17 protein-coding genes are annotated in these 15,583 nt (G+C 57.9%); 10 read left to right on the top strand and 7 right to left on the bottom strand.

Annotated features, from left to right (window positions below):
• Positions 1 to 141: 141 nt before the first annotated feature.
• Positions 142 to 927 carry a TSUP family transporter gene (locus IFT66_RS04560; protein ID WP_192076857.1) on the top strand — a complete coding sequence of 262 codons (786 nt, stop codon included), beginning with the start codon at positions 142 to 144 and terminating at the stop codon, positions 925 to 927.
• 31 nt (positions 928 to 958) lie between these two features.
• On the opposite strand, the gene cobU is transcribed toward IFT66_RS04560, so the two are convergent.
• Positions 959 to 1,480 carry a bifunctional adenosylcobinamide kinase/adenosylcobinamide-phosphate guanylyltransferase gene (gene cobU, locus IFT66_RS04555; RefSeq protein ID WP_192076856.1) on the bottom strand — a complete coding sequence of 174 codons (522 nt, stop codon included), beginning with the start codon at positions 1,478 to 1,480 and terminating at the stop codon, positions 959 to 961.
• Between the two features lie 262 nt (positions 1,481 to 1,742).
• Here cobU and IFT66_RS04550 point away from each other — a divergent pair, with 262 nt between their 5' ends.
• The 5 genes from IFT66_RS04550 to IFT66_RS04530 all read left to right on the top strand — a co-directional run bounded on the left by IFT66_RS04550 (position 1,743) and on the right by IFT66_RS04530 (position 6,253).
• Positions 1,743 to 1,922, top strand: coding sequence for a hypothetical protein (locus IFT66_RS04550; protein ID WP_192077167.1), 180 nt, complete (start codon positions 1,743 to 1,745; stop codon positions 1,920 to 1,922).
• Between the two features lie 661 nt (positions 1,923 to 2,583).
• The gene (locus IFT66_RS04545; RefSeq protein ID WP_192076855.1) at positions 2,584 to 3,579 is read left to right on the top strand and encodes an ABC transporter substrate-binding protein; all 996 of its coding nucleotides are present in this window, start codon (positions 2,584 to 2,586) and stop codon (positions 3,577 to 3,579) included.
• Between the two features lie 204 nt (positions 3,580 to 3,783).
• On the top strand, positions 3,784 to 4,692 hold the full coding sequence (locus tag IFT66_RS04540) for an ABC transporter permease (protein WP_062457186.1): 909 nt from the start codon (positions 3,784 to 3,786) through the stop codon (positions 4,690 to 4,692).
• Positions 4,685 to 5,737, top strand: coding sequence for a quaternary amine ABC transporter ATP-binding protein (locus tag IFT66_RS04535; RefSeq protein ID WP_192076854.1), 1,053 nt, complete (start codon positions 4,685 to 4,687; stop codon positions 5,735 to 5,737). Before IFT66_RS04540 ends, IFT66_RS04535 begins: the two co-directional genes overlap by 8 nt.
• A gap of 165 nt (positions 5,738 to 5,902) precedes the next feature.
• Complete coding sequence (locus tag IFT66_RS04530; protein WP_192077135.1) at positions 5,903 to 6,253, top strand: hypothetical protein; 351 nt, start codon at positions 5,903 to 5,905, stop codon at positions 6,251 to 6,253.
• 132 nt (positions 6,254 to 6,385) lie between these two features.
• Here the strand turns inward: IFT66_RS04530 and IFT66_RS04525 are convergent, their stop codons facing one another.
• Complete coding sequence (locus IFT66_RS04525) at positions 6,386 to 6,544, bottom strand: entericidin domain-containing protein (RefSeq protein ID WP_062457192.1); 159 nt, start codon at positions 6,542 to 6,544, stop codon at positions 6,386 to 6,388.
• A gap of 295 nt (positions 6,545 to 6,839) precedes the next feature.
• On the opposite strand from IFT66_RS04525, the gene IFT66_RS04520 reads away from it, so the two are divergent.
• The gene (locus tag IFT66_RS04520; protein WP_192076853.1) at positions 6,840 to 7,616 is read left to right on the top strand and encodes a formyl transferase; all 777 of its coding nucleotides are present in this window, start codon (positions 6,840 to 6,842) and stop codon (positions 7,614 to 7,616) included.
• A gap of 21 nt (positions 7,617 to 7,637) precedes the next feature.
• On the opposite strand, the gene IFT66_RS04515 is transcribed toward IFT66_RS04520, so the two are convergent.
• On the bottom strand, positions 7,638 to 8,531 hold the full coding sequence (locus IFT66_RS04515; RefSeq protein ID WP_062458089.1) for a LysR family transcriptional regulator: 894 nt from the start codon (positions 8,529 to 8,531) through the stop codon (positions 7,638 to 7,640).
• A gap of 214 nt (positions 8,532 to 8,745) precedes the next feature.
• Here IFT66_RS04515 and IFT66_RS04510 point away from each other — a divergent pair, with 214 nt between their 5' ends.
• A complete protein-coding gene (locus IFT66_RS04510; RefSeq protein WP_192076852.1) occupies positions 8,746 to 8,955 on the top strand; it encodes a hypothetical protein in 210 nt (69 codons plus the stop codon).
• Between the two features lie 219 nt (positions 8,956 to 9,174).
• Positions 9,175 to 10,203: a GlxA family transcriptional regulator gene (locus IFT66_RS04505; RefSeq protein WP_062458093.1), complete on the top strand. Its 1,029-nt coding sequence runs from the start codon at positions 9,175 to 9,177 to the stop codon at positions 10,201 to 10,203.
• Positions 10,204 to 10,274: 71 nt separating this feature from the next.
• Here the strand turns inward: IFT66_RS04505 and IFT66_RS04500 are convergent, their stop codons facing one another.
• Positions 10,275 to 11,123 carry a response regulator gene (locus tag IFT66_RS04500; protein WP_174196706.1) on the bottom strand — a complete coding sequence of 283 codons (849 nt, stop codon included), beginning with the start codon at positions 11,121 to 11,123 and terminating at the stop codon, positions 10,275 to 10,277.
• A gap of 173 nt (positions 11,124 to 11,296) precedes the next feature.
• Entirely contained in the window at positions 11,297 to 13,945 is a 2,649-nt protein-coding gene (locus IFT66_RS04495) for a mechanosensitive ion channel family protein (protein WP_342344745.1), read from the bottom strand.
• A 157-nt stretch (positions 13,946 to 14,102) separates the two neighbouring features.
• Between IFT66_RS04495 and IFT66_RS04490 the strand changes: the two genes are divergently transcribed.
• Positions 14,103 to 14,354: a GlsB/YeaQ/YmgE family stress response membrane protein gene (locus IFT66_RS04490; protein WP_062457205.1), complete on the top strand. Its 252-nt coding sequence runs from the start codon at positions 14,103 to 14,105 to the stop codon at positions 14,352 to 14,354.
• Between the two features lie 22 nt (positions 14,355 to 14,376).
• Here the strand turns inward: IFT66_RS04490 and IFT66_RS04485 are convergent, their stop codons facing one another.
• The gene (locus IFT66_RS04485) at positions 14,377 to 14,934 is read right to left on the bottom strand and encodes a DUF924 family protein (protein WP_062580598.1); all 558 of its coding nucleotides are present in this window, start codon (positions 14,932 to 14,934) and stop codon (positions 14,377 to 14,379) included.
• The gene (locus IFT66_RS04480) at positions 14,934 to 15,431 is read right to left on the bottom strand and encodes a heme-degrading domain-containing protein (protein WP_192076851.1); all 498 of its coding nucleotides are present in this window, start codon (positions 15,429 to 15,431) and stop codon (positions 14,934 to 14,936) included. The genes IFT66_RS04485 and IFT66_RS04480 overlap by 1 nt, the downstream gene beginning before the upstream one ends.
• Positions 15,432 to 15,583 lie beyond the last annotated feature (152 nt).

The raw sequence follows: 15,583 nt of genomic DNA, 5'->3' as shown, positions 1-15,583 counted from the left end.
CGCAACGGTTTACTGCAATGCAGCCGCAATCTGCAACCGCTGCCAGCGCCCCTCCTATTGCCGGATCACCGATTCGGTGCCACAAGCCGGCGCGCATCCCTTCGCCATTTCCCCTCCTCTCCTTCACGCAGAGCGCCAGCCTTGAGCGACATTGCATTTCAGCTGCTTTTTCTTCTTTTCCTCGCAGCCATCTTCGCGGGGTTCGTTGATTCGATTGCGGGTGGCGGCGGGCTGATCACCATCCCCGTCTTGCTCATTGCCGGCATTCCGCCGCTGGAATCGATCGCGACGAACAAGCTGCAATCCCAGTTCGGCTCGGCATCGGCAACAATCGCCTATGCGCGCAAGGGCCATGTGAAGCTGAAAGAGCAGCTGCCGATGGCAGCCATGGCGGCGCTCGGCGGCGCCATCGGTGCGCTGCTTGCCTCCATCGTTCCAGCCGAATTCCTGACGACCGCGATCCCCTTTCTGCTCGTGGCAATCGCAATCTTCTTTGCGATCAAACCCAATCTCGGCGATCTGGAAAGTCACCGACGGGTGACGCCGTTCGTTTTCGGGCTGACCGCCGTGCCGATCGTCGGGCTCTACGATGGCGTGTTCGGGCCAGGCGCTGGATCATTCTACATGCTGGGCTTCGTTCTGCTCGCCGGCTTCGGACTGCTCAAGGCGACCGCCCACACGAAGCTCATCAATCTCGGCTCCAACTTCGGGTCGTTTCTGGTGTTTGCAGCGTCGGGATCGGTGCTCTGGAAGATCGGCCTGATGATGGGCGTTGGCCAGTTCGTCGGTGCGCAGATCGGGTCGCGACTGGCGATGCGGAACGGTGCGAAAATCATCAAGCCGCTGCTGGTGATCTCATGCATTGCGCTTGCGACCAAACTGATCGCCAATCCGGCTCATCCGGTTCGTATCTGGCTGGGGTTCTAGATTATCTCCCGACCGAAACCAGTATAGCCCGTCACCCCTTCATCTTCAGCGGTAAGCCGGCGGCCACGAAAAATACATCGTCTGCCACGGCTGCGATTGCCTGATGCAGGCGGCCGGCATGATCGCGGAAGTCTCGCGCCATGCGATTGTCCGGCACGATACCAAGACCGACTTCATTCGACACCAGGATGACGGTCGAAGCAGTATCCCTCAGATAAGACAGAAGTCCTTCAGAGGCTGAGGCAATGTCTGCCTCCGCCATCATCAGGTTCGTCACCCACAGCGTGAGGCAGTCGACGAGGATGACGACATCATCAGAGTCTACGCTGCGAAGGTTGGCTGTGAGGTTCAATGGTGTTTCGTGGGTGATCCAGCCCGTGCCACGCTCGTCTTGATGGCGCAGAATGCGTTCTTCCATCTCGGCGTCATAGGCGCGGCCTGTGGCAACATAGTGCCTGTTGAGACCGGTTTCGCCGCTAAGTTTTTCAGCGAAGGATGACTTGCCGGATCTGGCGCCGCCAAGGACAAGGACGACGCGCCCGGAGCGGGTCATGGCAGCAGTCCGATCGCAGAGAAAGGGACCGGACGATTCGTAGATGAGGAAGGCGTCCGGCCCTGCTGGTGTTTGCTCTGGATTTGCATTGCAGCGCCATGTTGACTCGTTGAAGGTCGCCCGTCAATCCCATGCGGGTTAGACATTTCGGGGCGCGATCTCACAACTTTCTCAATGGGCATTCTGTTTGCGACATCCGCTGCCGACTTGTTGCGTTGAAACGCGCTGGTTCGCCGCGTATCTGAGCGCATATGAAAACGACATGGCTTCGTTCTACGAAGCCTCTGAGGAAACACCGATGCTTTACATCTTCAAGAACAATGACGGCGTTCAGATTGCCTGGAATTCGAGCCTTCCGCGTCGTGACCGTCAGACCCGCGCCATGGAACTCGACACGCGCTTTTCGCTGCTCGGTTTTATCCGTACGTTCAGCGCTGGCTGATGTGAAATGACAACCCAAAAGTCGATATGAACGCAACCATAACGCGATCTTTCATTTCGAGATCACTTGCGTCACTGCAAAATGGTTATGGCGGCCGGTATGCACTACCTGATCCGGCGCCAAGTCGTTCGAGGACGACCATGGCGGCAACATCTACGCGTACATTCTTACCGTATGGTTATTAGCGCGTTACCAATGCCTGCAGTTTCAATTTTTTCCCCACACTGCGTGAATTTTTCTTTGCGACAGCGAGGGCGCTAATCAGCCACTAAACGTCAAATATCGGACGTGACAAAGTGCCGACTGCATGAACGGGCTGCTGCTGGTTGGAGAGTTTGCTTAGTTATTGCCGGCGATGGCGCTTTTGTCGTCACAAAAGACGCGAACACGATATCTTACAAGGGCTTGGTGATATGCCCGTTATTGTAGGGTTACTCGCGGACAGTTGATTTCTGCTTCGGAAAACGTAGGCTGATACTGCTGACACACAATTGCGCAACGCCTGTGACATCATTCGCTGGCGTATAAAAGACGCATGAGGCCAGCTGGCCGGTGCAATCACATCTACCGGTTGATCGCACAAAGCCGCAGTCATCGGGTGCCGGCTATCGGCGCCTCCAGAGTTGAACACTGTCACGAATAAGACTGGGAGGTCTTACACATGAAGAAACTCCTCACTTCCGCAGCCTTCGCCGCCGGTCTTTACGCTTTTGCCGGCACTGCCCATGCCGACTGCGGTTCGGTATCCATCGCAGAGATGAACTGGGCGTCCGCAGGGGTTGCCGCTCATATCGACAAGATCATTCTCGAAAACGGGTATGGCTGCTCGGTGGAAATGGTGACCGGCGACACGATGCCGACCTTTACATCGATGAATGAAAAAGGTCAGCCTGATCTAGCACCCGAATTCTGGGTCAACGCCGTGCGCACCCCGCTCGACGCAGCTGTCAAGGAAGGACGCCTCGTCATCGCTGCGGAAATCCTTGCCGACGGCGCTGTCGAAGGATGGTGGATCCCGAAATTCCTTGCGGACGCGCACCCGGATATCAAGACCGTTCAGCAGGCGCTTGCTCATCCCGAACTCTTCCCGGCACCGGAAGACAAATCCAAGGGCGCGGTCACCAACTGCCCGTCCGGCTGGAACTGCCAGACATCGACCGCCAACCTCTACAAGGCTCTCGGTGCAAGCGAAAAAGGCTTTGAACTGGTCGATACCGGCTCTGCTGCCGGGCTCGACGGCTCGATTGCCGGCGCATTCGAGAAGAAGACCGGCTGGCTCGGCTATTACTGGGCTCCGACCGCGATTCTCGGCAAGTACGAGATGGTGAAGCTGTCCTTCGATACGCCGCATGACAAGGCCAACTGGGATGCCTGCACGGCGGTTCCGGATTGCCCGAACCCAAAGGTCAACTCCTATCCGAGTTCGGAAGCCTTCACGGTCGTAACGAAGAAGTTCGCCGACAAGGCCGGCGTCGCGATGGATTACATCAAGGCCCGCACATGGGGCAACGCCACGATCAACAGCGTTCTCGCCTGGCAGACCGACAACCAGGGCACCAATGAAGACGCCGCCAAGCACTTCCTTACAACCAGCCCGGAAATCTGGAGCAAGTGGGTCAGTGCCGACGTCGCCGAAAAGGTAAAGGCCGCTCTCTGAGCCTAGCCTTGCCAATGAGGGAAGCCGATCTGCGGCTTCCCTCTCAAGGCGCGTGAGAAGTCGCGACAAGCCGTCCACCGCTGACGGTCGCGCGAACCCGACGCCTTATCCATTGCAGACGTGCATGAAGCTGATTTGGTCAGGAAGGCGCTCGGGCAGCCATGCCGGGTTACGCCAAAAATCCAACCTATAAAGGGGAACATCATGGCAACCTGCAACTTCCTGCCGAACGCTCTGTGTAGCTTTCCGGCGATCAGCGACGCTTCCATCCGTGAAGCACGCAAGGTCATCGATGAGGGGTTCAAGAGCCTTGTTCGCGAATATACCGGCTTTATCGATACGATCGTCCAGCCCCTGCAATGGTTCCTGAACTTCCTGGAAAGGCTGTTCACCAACTCGCCGTGGATCATCGTCCTCGCCGTCATCCTCACCATCGTCTATCTCGGCAGCCGCAGCATCCGCATCACCATCGGTACCGCGCTCGGAATGTCGTTCATCGGCTTTATCGGCCTTTGGAACGATGCGATGATCACGCTCGCGATCACCACGGTCGCAACTCTGATCTCCATCATCGTCGGCATCCCGATCGGCATCCTGATGGCGCGGTCCGACCGGGCGCAGGCAAGCGTCAACCCGGTTCTCGACGTGATGCAGACCCTGCCGAGCTTCGTCTACCTCATTCCCGTCGTGATGATTTTCGGTATCGGCAAAGTTCCGGGACTGATTGCAGTGGTCATCTATGCGGTCCCGCCAATGATCCGCCTGACCAATCTCGGCATCCGGCTTGTCGACAAGGAAGTGCTCGAAGCCGCGGATGCGTTCGGTTCGTCGCCAAGCCAGAAGCTGAAGAACGTGCAGATGCCGCTGGCCCTGCCGACAATCATGGCCGGGATCAACCAGACGATCATGATGTCGCTGGCGATGGTCGTGGTCGCATCCATGGTCGGCGTCGGCGGGCTTGGCCGCAACACGCTGCAGGCGATCAACAACCAGTTCTTTACGTTCGGCATCATGAACGGTTTCGCGCTTGTTGCGATCGCCATCATTTTCGACCGAACAAGCCAGGCATTCGGCAAGCGCCTGCAAAAACATTCGGAGGTGGTCCATGGCTAGTCACGGCATCGAGATCAAAGGTCTCTACAAAATCTTCGGCGCGAACGGTCGCCAGTATATCGACGCCATCAAGGCGGGCATGACGAAGACCGAGCTCAACAAGAACCACGGTCATGTGCTCGGCCTCAAAGACATCAACATATCCATGCCGGCGGGCGGCATCACGGTCGTCATGGGTCTGTCTGGTTCCGGCAAATCGACCCTGATCCGCCATATCAACCGGCTGATCGACCCGACCTACGGCGAAGTCGTCTATGACGGCGTCGACGTGTGCACGATGAGCGAAAACGATCTTCGGGAATTCCGTCGGCACAAGACGGCAATGGTGTTTCAGAAATTCGCGCTCCTGCCGCATCGGACCGTGATCGAGAACACGGTCTACGGACTGGATATCCAGGGCGTGCCTCGCGCGGAAAGCTTCAAGAAAGGTCAGTACTGGATCGAGCGGGTCGGCCTCTCCGGCTTCGAGAACCACTACCCGAACCAGCTTTCCGGCGGCATGCAGCAACGCGTCGGCCTCGCACGGGCGCTGACCAACGATGCCGACATCCTTTTGATGGACGAGGCCTATTCCGCGCTCGATCCGCTGATCCGCGTCGACATGCAGACCGTGCTTCTCGATCTCCAGGCGGAGCTCAAGAAGACCGTCGTATTCATCACCCATGATCTCGACGAGGCCCTGAGGCTGGGCGACAAGATCGCCATTCTGCGCGATGGTGAGGTAGTGCAGCAGGGAACCGGCCAAGATATCGTCCTGTCACCGGCTGATGACTACATCACCGCCTTCGTCAAGGAGGTGAACCGAGGGCGTGTGTTGCAGGCAAAAACCGTCATGAAACCGTTCGACGGTCTGACTGACGGCATCAGGCTTGCGGGCAACACGACGATCGAAGCCGCTGCGAGAGCGATCTGCGAGGCGAGCCTGACACGGGCAACGGTGACAGATCCGGGTGGAGCGCCTGTCGGGACGCTCGACCTGCACACCATCATTTCTGCCATGGTCAGCCCTGCATCATCCGAGGAGGCACGGATCGCTGCGGAATGACAGGGCTCGGCGTCGGACCGTTCTGACGCCAAGCCGCCATATGCCGACGTCCTTATCGACAAGGTCGACATGTTGGGCGATAAGATCGACAAAGGTCAGGACGGCGCTCCCCACGGTGTGGAGGCGTGGATCTGGCGTGAAACGATCACGGTAAAGGATGAAGACGTGAGCAACATTTCGCCAATTGGCAGCCGCGAGACCGTTGCCGAGAGTTTCGAGAACCGGTCGGCCGAACTGCAGTCCTGGCTTGTACTGTTGATGGAGAACCCGTCGAGCGATGACCTTCTACTGTCGGGTCTGCGTCTCTACCTGGATCAGGCGAGTGAAGGACGGTTTCTCAACTCTTTGAAACTGGAAAAATCTGGTGGATGGCTCGGCAATGCAGCGCCGGCGCGGCTTCAGATCCGCATTGCGGAAGCGGCGAAATCCAGCCAGCACCCGGCTTATCAGGCGTTCAAGAAGGGTCTTGATCAGTCAGGCGGCTTCGAGCGCGCCTATCCGAAGGCTCGAGTCTGATCAAGTCGAGCAAAGCGCATCGAAACTGGCGTTAGCTTGTAGGCCAAGACCGCCCTGCCCCTCGCTGCGGGGCACCTCAGCAGCCTCGCTGCCGGCACGTGATGGCCGACAGCGGAGCTGGGGAGTAACTAATTACTGTGCAGCCTTGCCAACGCGGTGGCCGGCGTCCTGGGTGGCGTTCACGGTGTTCGCCGTGTCCTGGCCTACGCCGCGGATCGTGTTGCCACACGAGCTGAGCGAAGCTGCCGTTACGAAAAGTGCGGCGATAACCGTGACTGTCTTTGCCGTCATGTTAGAAAACTCCCTGGATGAAGATCAAATCGTTCGGAAAATCAATTTCCGGCACAGGAACGTTCCAGCTCGGAAAAAGTTCACGTGATCAAATGTGATGTGTCTCTTAGCGAACGCTGTGATGCTTTTTGGCAACAGCGCAACCTCGCCCGATGACCCCACCGCCGGTCCCAGGACACTGATACAGGACAAATTGGTTGTCGCAGCGCGCGAACCGAGAGGTCGGTGTGAATTTGCCAATCTTTCCCCGTTACTGTGAGCGCGAACGCTACGCGGTCAATTACGGGGCAAGCCCATGACGGAACATTCATCTTCTCGGGTTTTGATCATGACTGCTGGCGGCATAAACCCGCAGGTGATGATCAATGCCATCCATCGGGAGTTTTCTGATCTCCACGTTATCCAGGAGGAAGCGGAACCGAAATCGGTGCTTCTGAAGCGGCGCGCGAAGCGGTTTGGATGGATGCATGCGCTTGGTCAGCTGGCTACGATGATTGCGTCACGGCTCGGCAAAGGCATCGCAGCGAGACGGTCTGAAGAGATCATTCACGAGCACGGGTTGATAGCGGCTCCCAACCCGGCAGTTCCTGTGACATCCGTATCGTCCCTGAATGACGCTTCGTGTCACGCTGCGGTAAGTGCAATCCGACCGGCAGTCGTCTTCACGATATCCTGCCGTATCCTGTCATCCAGAACGCTTGCCGCGATCCCCTGCCCCGTGATCAACTTCCACGCCGGCATCAACCCGATGTATCGTGGCCAGATGGGCGGGTACTGGGCTCTCGTGGAAGGCGATGCGCAGAATTTCGGGGCAACCGTCCATCTCGTTGACAACGGGGTCGATACCGGCGGAACGCTTTACGAGAAACGGATATCTCCGGCCCGTTCCGACACGATGGCAACCTATCCGCTCCTGATGACGGCATCCGCGACGGATATCGCAATCAAAGCAATCCAGGATGCGATCACGGGCAATCTGAAGCCGTATGAACCAGCCGGGCCATCAGCCCTGCGCTTTCCGCCGCCGATCTGGACATGGCTTTATCACGGCATCACCAAGAAGATCTGGTGATGCTAACGGAAATGCCCGAGTTCAGGCCGCCGTTGCCAGCGCGCCGAACGCTTCCCTCATGCTTTCCGCGACAGCCTTGGCCGGGGCCGAGAGATGGGGCGCGGTTAGAAGCCGAATGTCGAAGCTGATGAGTTCGGGCAGCCCTTCCTTGGCGCCCAGAACCTGCATGTCGCTCGTGACATAGGAAAGCGGGAATGGTGCGATCGCAAGGTCGGACACGACTGCTGCGCGCTGCGCCATCGTATGGGAGCTCGCATAGGCGATACGATAAGAGCGCTTGTGGCGATCGAGCTGAGAGATCGCATCCTGCCGCCACACGCACCCATCCTCCCAGACGGAGATCGGTAGCGGATCACGCAAGTAGGCATTGCCGCATTTAGCACCGGCCCAGACAAGCCGTTCGGAATGGATCACTTCACCGGTGGTCGGGAACGGCCTTGTCGCACAGTTGATCAGGGTGAGATCCAGCCGCTGCTCATCCATCCGCCGGCGTAACTGCAGGCTCTGGTCGACGGTGACATCGACCATGATCCCCGGAAAGCTCTCTCCGAAATCCTTCAGGAGCTTTGGAAGTAACCGCTCGGCGATATCATCGGGAGCGCCCAGCCTAACGACGCCCGCTAGATCGGGCATGACGAATCGCGAGACCGCTTCGTTCGATAGAGCGAGCATCCGGCGCGCATAGGACAAAAGCATTTCGCCGTTCTGCGTCAACGACACCGAGCGCGCGTCCCGCAGGAACAGCGTCGTCTTCAACTGTTCTTCGAGCTTCTTGATCTGCATGGACACGGCCGACGGTGTTCGCAGAACCGCTTCTGCGGCAGTCGAAAAATTGCCCGTCTCGGCAATGGCAACGAAGGTTCTGAGGATGTCGATATCGAGCAATGGAAGAGGCGGTCGAAACGGAACGGTCATCGTCATCACCATCAATTAAATTGAACCTAAGCACCATATCATTTCGTTTGATTGAAAGTCAAACAGGTCGCACCCTTGGAAACACGACACGCCATCTCAAAACAAAACGAATCTTGATGGGATGAATTATTTTAATTCTCTTTTTTGATGACTGACCGCAGTTCACATTGAATCGGCGTCCAGTGCTCGAACGAGAGCCCCAAGGAGAAAGTCGATGAGCAACATGACCTATCGTGAGAGTGTACAGCCACGAACATCGCAGTCGTCGTTTGCGACATACGTCGGGCTTGCCCTGAGCACCATTTCAAACCTGCGGGACGCATGGCGCCGCCGTCAAAATGAACAAGTCCTTGAGGGCCTGCCACCAGAAATCCGCAAGGATATCGGTTGGCCATCCACCGACAACGACCTCAAGCGCCATTGATGCCCAATACTCATGGCCTGCATGCGACATGCAGGCAGGTCTTGATGCTGCGTCTTTTTTGATCGCCTGTTAACGAGATTATAGTGTGTGCGACCTTTGGACGTCGCAAATTTGACATTTCGCCGTCGTCAAATGTCCTTCTCCGTCACCGCCTTCCGTGTCAATGTCGCTTTTAAAGAAACGACCGGATCAACGGCGGCCAGCGAAGGGAACAGCGACATGGATATAACAAACCGTGGGCACGCGAAGAAACGCGCGCTCGTTTTCTTTCTTGTGCCGCATTTTACGATGCTGCCCTTTGCAGCCGCCGTCGAAACCCTGCGGATCGCAAACCGCATGCTTGGCTACGCCGCCTATACCTGGCGCCTCTGTTCCGTCGATGGCGAGAAGGTCTACTCGTCCAGTGGTATCGGTCTCGAAGTCAATTCCTCTCTTGCAGACGAACGCCGTCACCTGAGCGGTGAGCATCGCCCCAGCATGGTGCTGATGTGTTCCGGCATCTATGTGGAGGAGTTCAACAACAAGTCTGTCAACGCCTGGCTGCGCGAGACCTATAACCGCGGCACGGCTGTCGGAAGTCTTTGCACCGGCGCGCATATTCTGGCGCAGGCGGGGCTCCTGAATGGCAAGCGCTGCGCGATCCACTGGGAGAACCTCCCGGGTTTCGCCGAAGCGTTTCCACAGGCGGAAGTCTATGCGGATCTCTACGAGGTCGACTCCAACCTCTATACCTGCGCTGGCGGCACCGCGTCACTCGACATGATGCTGAACCTGATCGGCCAGGATTTCGGCGACAATCTCGTCAACCGGGTCTGCGAACAGCAGCTGACAGATCGCGTCCGCAACCCGCATGACCGCCAGCGTCTTCCCTTGCGCGCGAGGCTCGGGGTCCAGAACTCCAAGGTTCTGCAGATCATTGAGCTGATGGAAAACAATCTGGCTGAGCCGCTGTCACTGGTTGAAATCGCCGACGATGTCGGCCTGTCCCGCCGCCAGATTGAGCGGCTGTTCCGGCAGGAGATGGGGCGATCCCCTGCCCGCTACTATCTCGAGATCCGCCTTGACCGCGCCCGGCATCTGCTGGTGCAGTCCTCGATGCCGGTCGTCGAGGTTGCGGTCGCCTGCGGGTTCGTGTCGGCGTCTCATTTTTCCAAGTGTTACCGCGAGGTCTACAACCGCTCACCCCAGCAGGAACGCGCAGAGCGCAAGCTTTCGCTCAACACCGCACGCACCGGGGTCGTGGTGTAAGTTTTTTAAAGAGCGGCACCCCATCGATATGAGGTGCTGCTCGCTTTGCACACTCAGCAGCTCTCAAGAAATCAGGCAACGTTCCTGACGTCGGCTGCTGGAGCCTTCGAGCGCATCGTGCGGATCTGGATCAGAGTATCCAGGTTCTGGTTGACGCGGCAGTAGAACTCCTCGTCGATGAAGGGCCGCAACATGAAGTCATTGCCGCCGGCCTTCAGGAATCGGGCGGAAAGCAGCCGGTCCGACGACGAAGACACGCCGATCACGCGCAGTTCGTGGGAACCGCGAACCGAGCGGATGCGGCGCGTCAGTTCGAAACCATCGATATCGGGCATGTTGTAGTCGGTGACGACGAGACCGATATCGGGGCTCTTCTTCAGGATCTCGAGGGCCTTGGCGCCGTTCTCGGCGACACTGACCCTAAAGTTATAGCGCTTCAGACGACTCGACAGCAATGCGCGGGCGGTCATGCTATCATCGACGATCAGGACGTGATGGCGGTGGTTGGTCAGGAACCGGCAAACCGATTCCGCCAGCATGTCGACCGCAAAGACGTTGTCCTTCAGGATATAATCCACGATATCCTTGGCCAGTAGCCTATCGCGTGTTTCCTGCTGGAAGGTGCCGGTAAAGACGATGGTCGGGATCGACAGATCGATCAGGTATTCCAGCGCCTCTCCGTTTTCAGCACCCGGGAGGTTGATGTTGGAGATCGCAAGCGTGACAGGCTCGGTGGAGCGATCGTAAGCAAGCTGCAGATCTTCGAAGTTACGGCAGATCTCAATCTCGATGCCGAACAGTTCTTTCAGTCGGGTCCCGACCATCGACGTAAATACGTTAGAATCTTCCGCAAGCAATATGCGCGCATTCGCCAAAGATTCGCCGGAATATTGCATGCCGGAAATGCCGAGAAATGTCATGGTACCCTTTTAACCCCGATCCTTGCCCCATTTGTTTAACTCTATGCGAAGCAATTTTCAGAAGCGTTAATTAGGCAGTACTTTCACATCTTGAGCGCAGCGGTCATCGAGTTACCGCTGCCTAAAGTGAATGATGTATTATTCCGGTACCTTACCATTCTCGGCGTGTGGCTTTACGCGCCACCCGCCGTATCTCCCTCATCCGGCAGGACCGGCTTTCCGCGGTGGAAGACGATCTCCTGCTGCGGGAACGGAATCTCGATGCCCTCCGCGCGGAAGCGCTGCAGAATGGCGATCCTGAGGTTGTTCCGGATGCGAAGACCATCGCCCATGTCAGCGAGATGGAAACGAAGCTCGAAATTCAGCGACGACGGCCCGAATGTCAGGAACTCGACGTGAGGCTCCGGATTCCGCAGCACTTCGGGGATCTGGTCGACGAGTTCCAGCAGAATGTCCATCACCCGTTGCGGGTCAGCGTTGTAGCTGACAGCGATCGGAATTTCCGAACGGCCGATCTTGTTGCGATGCGTCCAGTTGCCGACCGCCGCGTTGATCAGGTCGGAGTTCGGCACGATGATAGATTGTTTGCGGAAGGTCTCGATCTCGGTCGCACGTACAGAAATCCGCTTGACGATACCTTCGTTTGCACCCGTCACCACGTGGTCACCCACCTTGAACGGACGTTCCACAAGCAGAATCAGTCCCGAAACGAAGTTCGATACGATGTTCTGCAGGCCGAAACCGATACCGACCGACAGTGCAGACGCGACAAGAGCAAAGCTTGAGAGGTCAATGCCCGCAGCCGACACGCCGACGATGACGGCAAGTCCGACGCCGAGATAGCCGATGCCCGTCTTCACCGAGTTTCGGACACCGAGATCCACCTGGCTCCGGGCAAGAACGTTGTTGTCGATCCACTTCTGAACCCAGTGGGTGACGACAAAGCCCAATCCGAACAGAAGGATGCCGCCGAAAATGCCGACGATCGAGATGGAGACGTTACCAATCCGAATTTCGGTGAAGAAATTGTAGATCCATGCCTCGATATCGGTGGTCTGGAAGCCCCAGGTCAGAAGGATGAGCGGGATGCCGAGAAACAGGGCGAACGCATAGATGCCGAGGCCGGCAACAAGCCCTGTCTGGTCGAGCGCGACCTCGCCAAAATTGCGGCGCTCCGCCAGCTGCCGACCGGCGCCGGTGTTCTTGAACGCACCCTGCTTGGAGATCGCCTTGCCCGACAGGAAGCCCAGATAGACCAGGACGACAACCGCGCCGGTCAGCACGATCTGTGTCGCGACAAAACGGGCAAGACCAATATAGCCCGTCAGGACAGCAAGCAGAAGCAGCCCGCCCATGATCTTCAACAGACCGGAGAAAAACCGCGGCCACGGATGGCCGGTACTGCCGCCACGATCCTCGCCCTCGGCAACGCGCGGCCGTACAAAGGAAATGGCGATCAGGATGAGACCAACGATGACAGCGGCGAACAGGCTCTTGACGATCGTCAGAACCAGCGGCGAGTTCAATGCTTCGCTGATCGCGCCGAGAAGGTAATCCAGTCCGTTGACCACCGCCATGACGAGCACGGCCAATGTCAGCAGCCGCGCGCCCTTGTCGGTGATGCGCACCAGTCGCCATGCCGGCTCTCCCGGCGCCATTACGCCATAGGTGAGCTTCCAGACAAACGAGACGAACCAGATGAAGCCGAACAGCGAAGCAATGATCGGCGCCACATCGGGTCTGAGAACATTGAACCCATCGAGGAAGAGATAGGAGGTCACCAGAAAGGCCGCGATCGAGACCGTCTGGATCACGGTCGACCAGAAGGCGACCGAAAGACGCTTGATATAGGATGGATCTTCCTGACCGTTGCGACGAATGAAGCGGCCGAAAATGCGGTAGCCGCCCCAGAGGAATAGGGCCGCAGCACCGATGGACAGCGCGATGGCGCTCAGAAGCTGAAGCAGCTTGAAGCGGATGACAAAGCCGATCCAACTGCCAAGCGTCGCGTTGAAGTTGTGCACTTCAGTTACGAAGGCATTGCCCGCCTCGATGAATAGATCGGCGTTCAATTCCGTATGACGAAACAGCGTCTGCGCGAACAGGGCACGGCGCAGGTTGGTGATCGTGTTCGCGAGATTTGTCGCGCTGTTGGCCAGGTTGTTGGCATCATCGACGATGAGGTTCAGCTCGGAACGCTCATTGACCAGCTTGCCGCGCTCCTCGGCGACGGCCGGCGCTTCCTGCGGCTGCCCTTCGGCCGGTGGTTCTCCGAGGCTCGTCAACCTGGACTGGATCTGCGTGACACGTGCCTTCAGCGTGTCAGACGCGCTGCGCATCTGTTCGACGATCTCTTCCGCCTGCAGGCGAAGCTCGGCCAGTCGGCCGTCGTCGGTCGTATCCTGCCTGACCTGATCGTTGAACGTGGTCAGCCGGCCGCGAAGGCTGTCCAATGTCTCCTTCATCTCATGGTTTATCGAGTCGACCGTCACCATCGACTGTGGATTTTGCTGAGCAGATGCCTGCGGTTGCCCGGCCTGCCCGGGGGCTGCCTGGCCCGGCGCGGTCTGTGCTGGTGCTGCTTGGGTCGGTGCAGCCTGCGCCGGCGCAGCCGGGGTCGGTGCAGCCTGGGTCGGCGCAGCCGGGGTCGGTGCAGCCTGGGTCGGCGCAGCCGGGGTCGGTGCAGCCTGGGTTGACGTCGTACCGTTTTGCGGAGCCTGCGCATTGGCCGTGAACGCTGCTGCGGTCACAAGCAGGACGATCATGGATGCGCGGATCGTTCGCGTCATCAGTGACAAGGGATCGAAGGAGTTCACGCGCACCGGTCTCTACTCTTCTCAGGACAATCGGAATCGCAGGCACGAATAGAGGCACTTCAAGGCGAAGAAAAGGACGTCCTGCACAGCCTGAAAATTCCTTGGGAACTTTGGAACATTCTGCTGCGTTACCAATCGCAAATTCAAAACGTGAGGGTAAGACATGGAAGAAGCAGGCATCGGCTGGATCGCAGCCATCATCATCGGCGGCATTGCAGGCTGGCTGGCAGAACAGTTCATGAAGAGCAATATGGGCGTCTTCATGAACATCCTTCTCGGCATCGTCGGCGCGATCATCGCCAACGCCATTCTCGGCTTCTTCGGCGTTGTGCTGGGCGGCTGGATTGGCTACCTCATCGCCGGCTTTATCGGCGCCTGCATACTTATTGCAGTTGCGCGCGCCTTTAGACGCTAAGCGCTGATTAGATCAGATCTGATCAAAAACCCGACCCTGGCAGAGCAAGATACTCGAGCTCTTCCGGGGTCGAATTGCGTCCGAGCAAAGCATTTCGATGCGGGAAGCGGCCGAACTGACGGATCACCTCCCGGTGCTTGACCGCGTAGTCGTGATATCGTTCGTCGCCGAGGAGAGCAAAAAGCTCGACTGCGCGATCCTGGTCTTCAAGCGCTTCCGAATGTTCGAAGGGCAGATACAGGAAGCACCGCTCATGCAGACCAACGCCCGTATCGACACCTTCGTCGACTGCCAGCCTCGCCTCCCGCAACGCGATCCAATCTGTTGCGAACGCCAGCGGTGTGCCCCGATAGATATTGCGAGAAAACTGGTCGAGTACGATGATGGCCGCGAGCTGCCCCTCGCGTGAACCTCGCCACGTATCCAGATCTCCATGCGCCAGAAACAGGTGCGTCGCTGCGAAATGCTTCGAGATTGCGACGTCCAGCGCAGGGTTCTTTTCGAACCATTTCTCCGGTCCCAGTTCGACAAACCAGAAATTCAGCACGTCTTCAGGGGTACGAACCGCTTCAGAACTCATCAAGCTTGCTCCAGTTGAACACCGTCGGACGACTTGCCCATCATCACCAGCAGAGCCTCCACGACGAGCCTGTGATCGTCTCGCTGCGGGAGACCCGATACGGTGACTGCGCCGATACAGCCCGCGCCGTTCACCTTTATCGGAAAACTGCCGCCATGCGGTGCATAGTCGGCAATAGGAAGCGAGAACTTTGCCTTGAGTGTTGTCTCCTGCCTGGTCATTCTCAGACCCATCCCATAGCTCGACTGAAAGAAGCGCAGGACGACATTGCTCTTGCGCCGAACCCAGTCTTCGTTGTCAGGCATCGACCCCGGCAACGCCGTGTAAAAGAGTGGCATCGAGTGAAGCCGGATACCGATCGCGACTGGCAGCCCCTTCTCGATCGCCATGTCGCGCAGCAAAGAACCGAGTCGCCAGGCTTCATCCGGACCAAAGCGGTCGAAGATCAGGGCCGCTTCCTGCTCGGCGATCCTGGCGATATCCTGTTCAAGCGTCATGGTATTTCCCCGTTTGTAGCCTCATTGATGACGGTGGAATTGGGGAATGTAAATATCCTGCCCGCCAGCGCCGTTGCTGATCTTCCGGCAGACCATCCGTTCCACGGTTTGCGGAAAGACAATTGTAAATTGCTTGTGCGCAACCGCGAAGA

This window comes from Rhizobium sp. CFBP 13726, from assembly GCF_014841925.1.
GTDB classification, from domain to species: domain Bacteria; phylum Pseudomonadota; class Alphaproteobacteria; order Rhizobiales; family Rhizobiaceae; genus Neorhizobium; species Neorhizobium soli.
The sequence above is the reverse complement of the archived record's forward strand: the minus strand, read 5'-3'. Positions and strand labels throughout refer to the sequence as shown.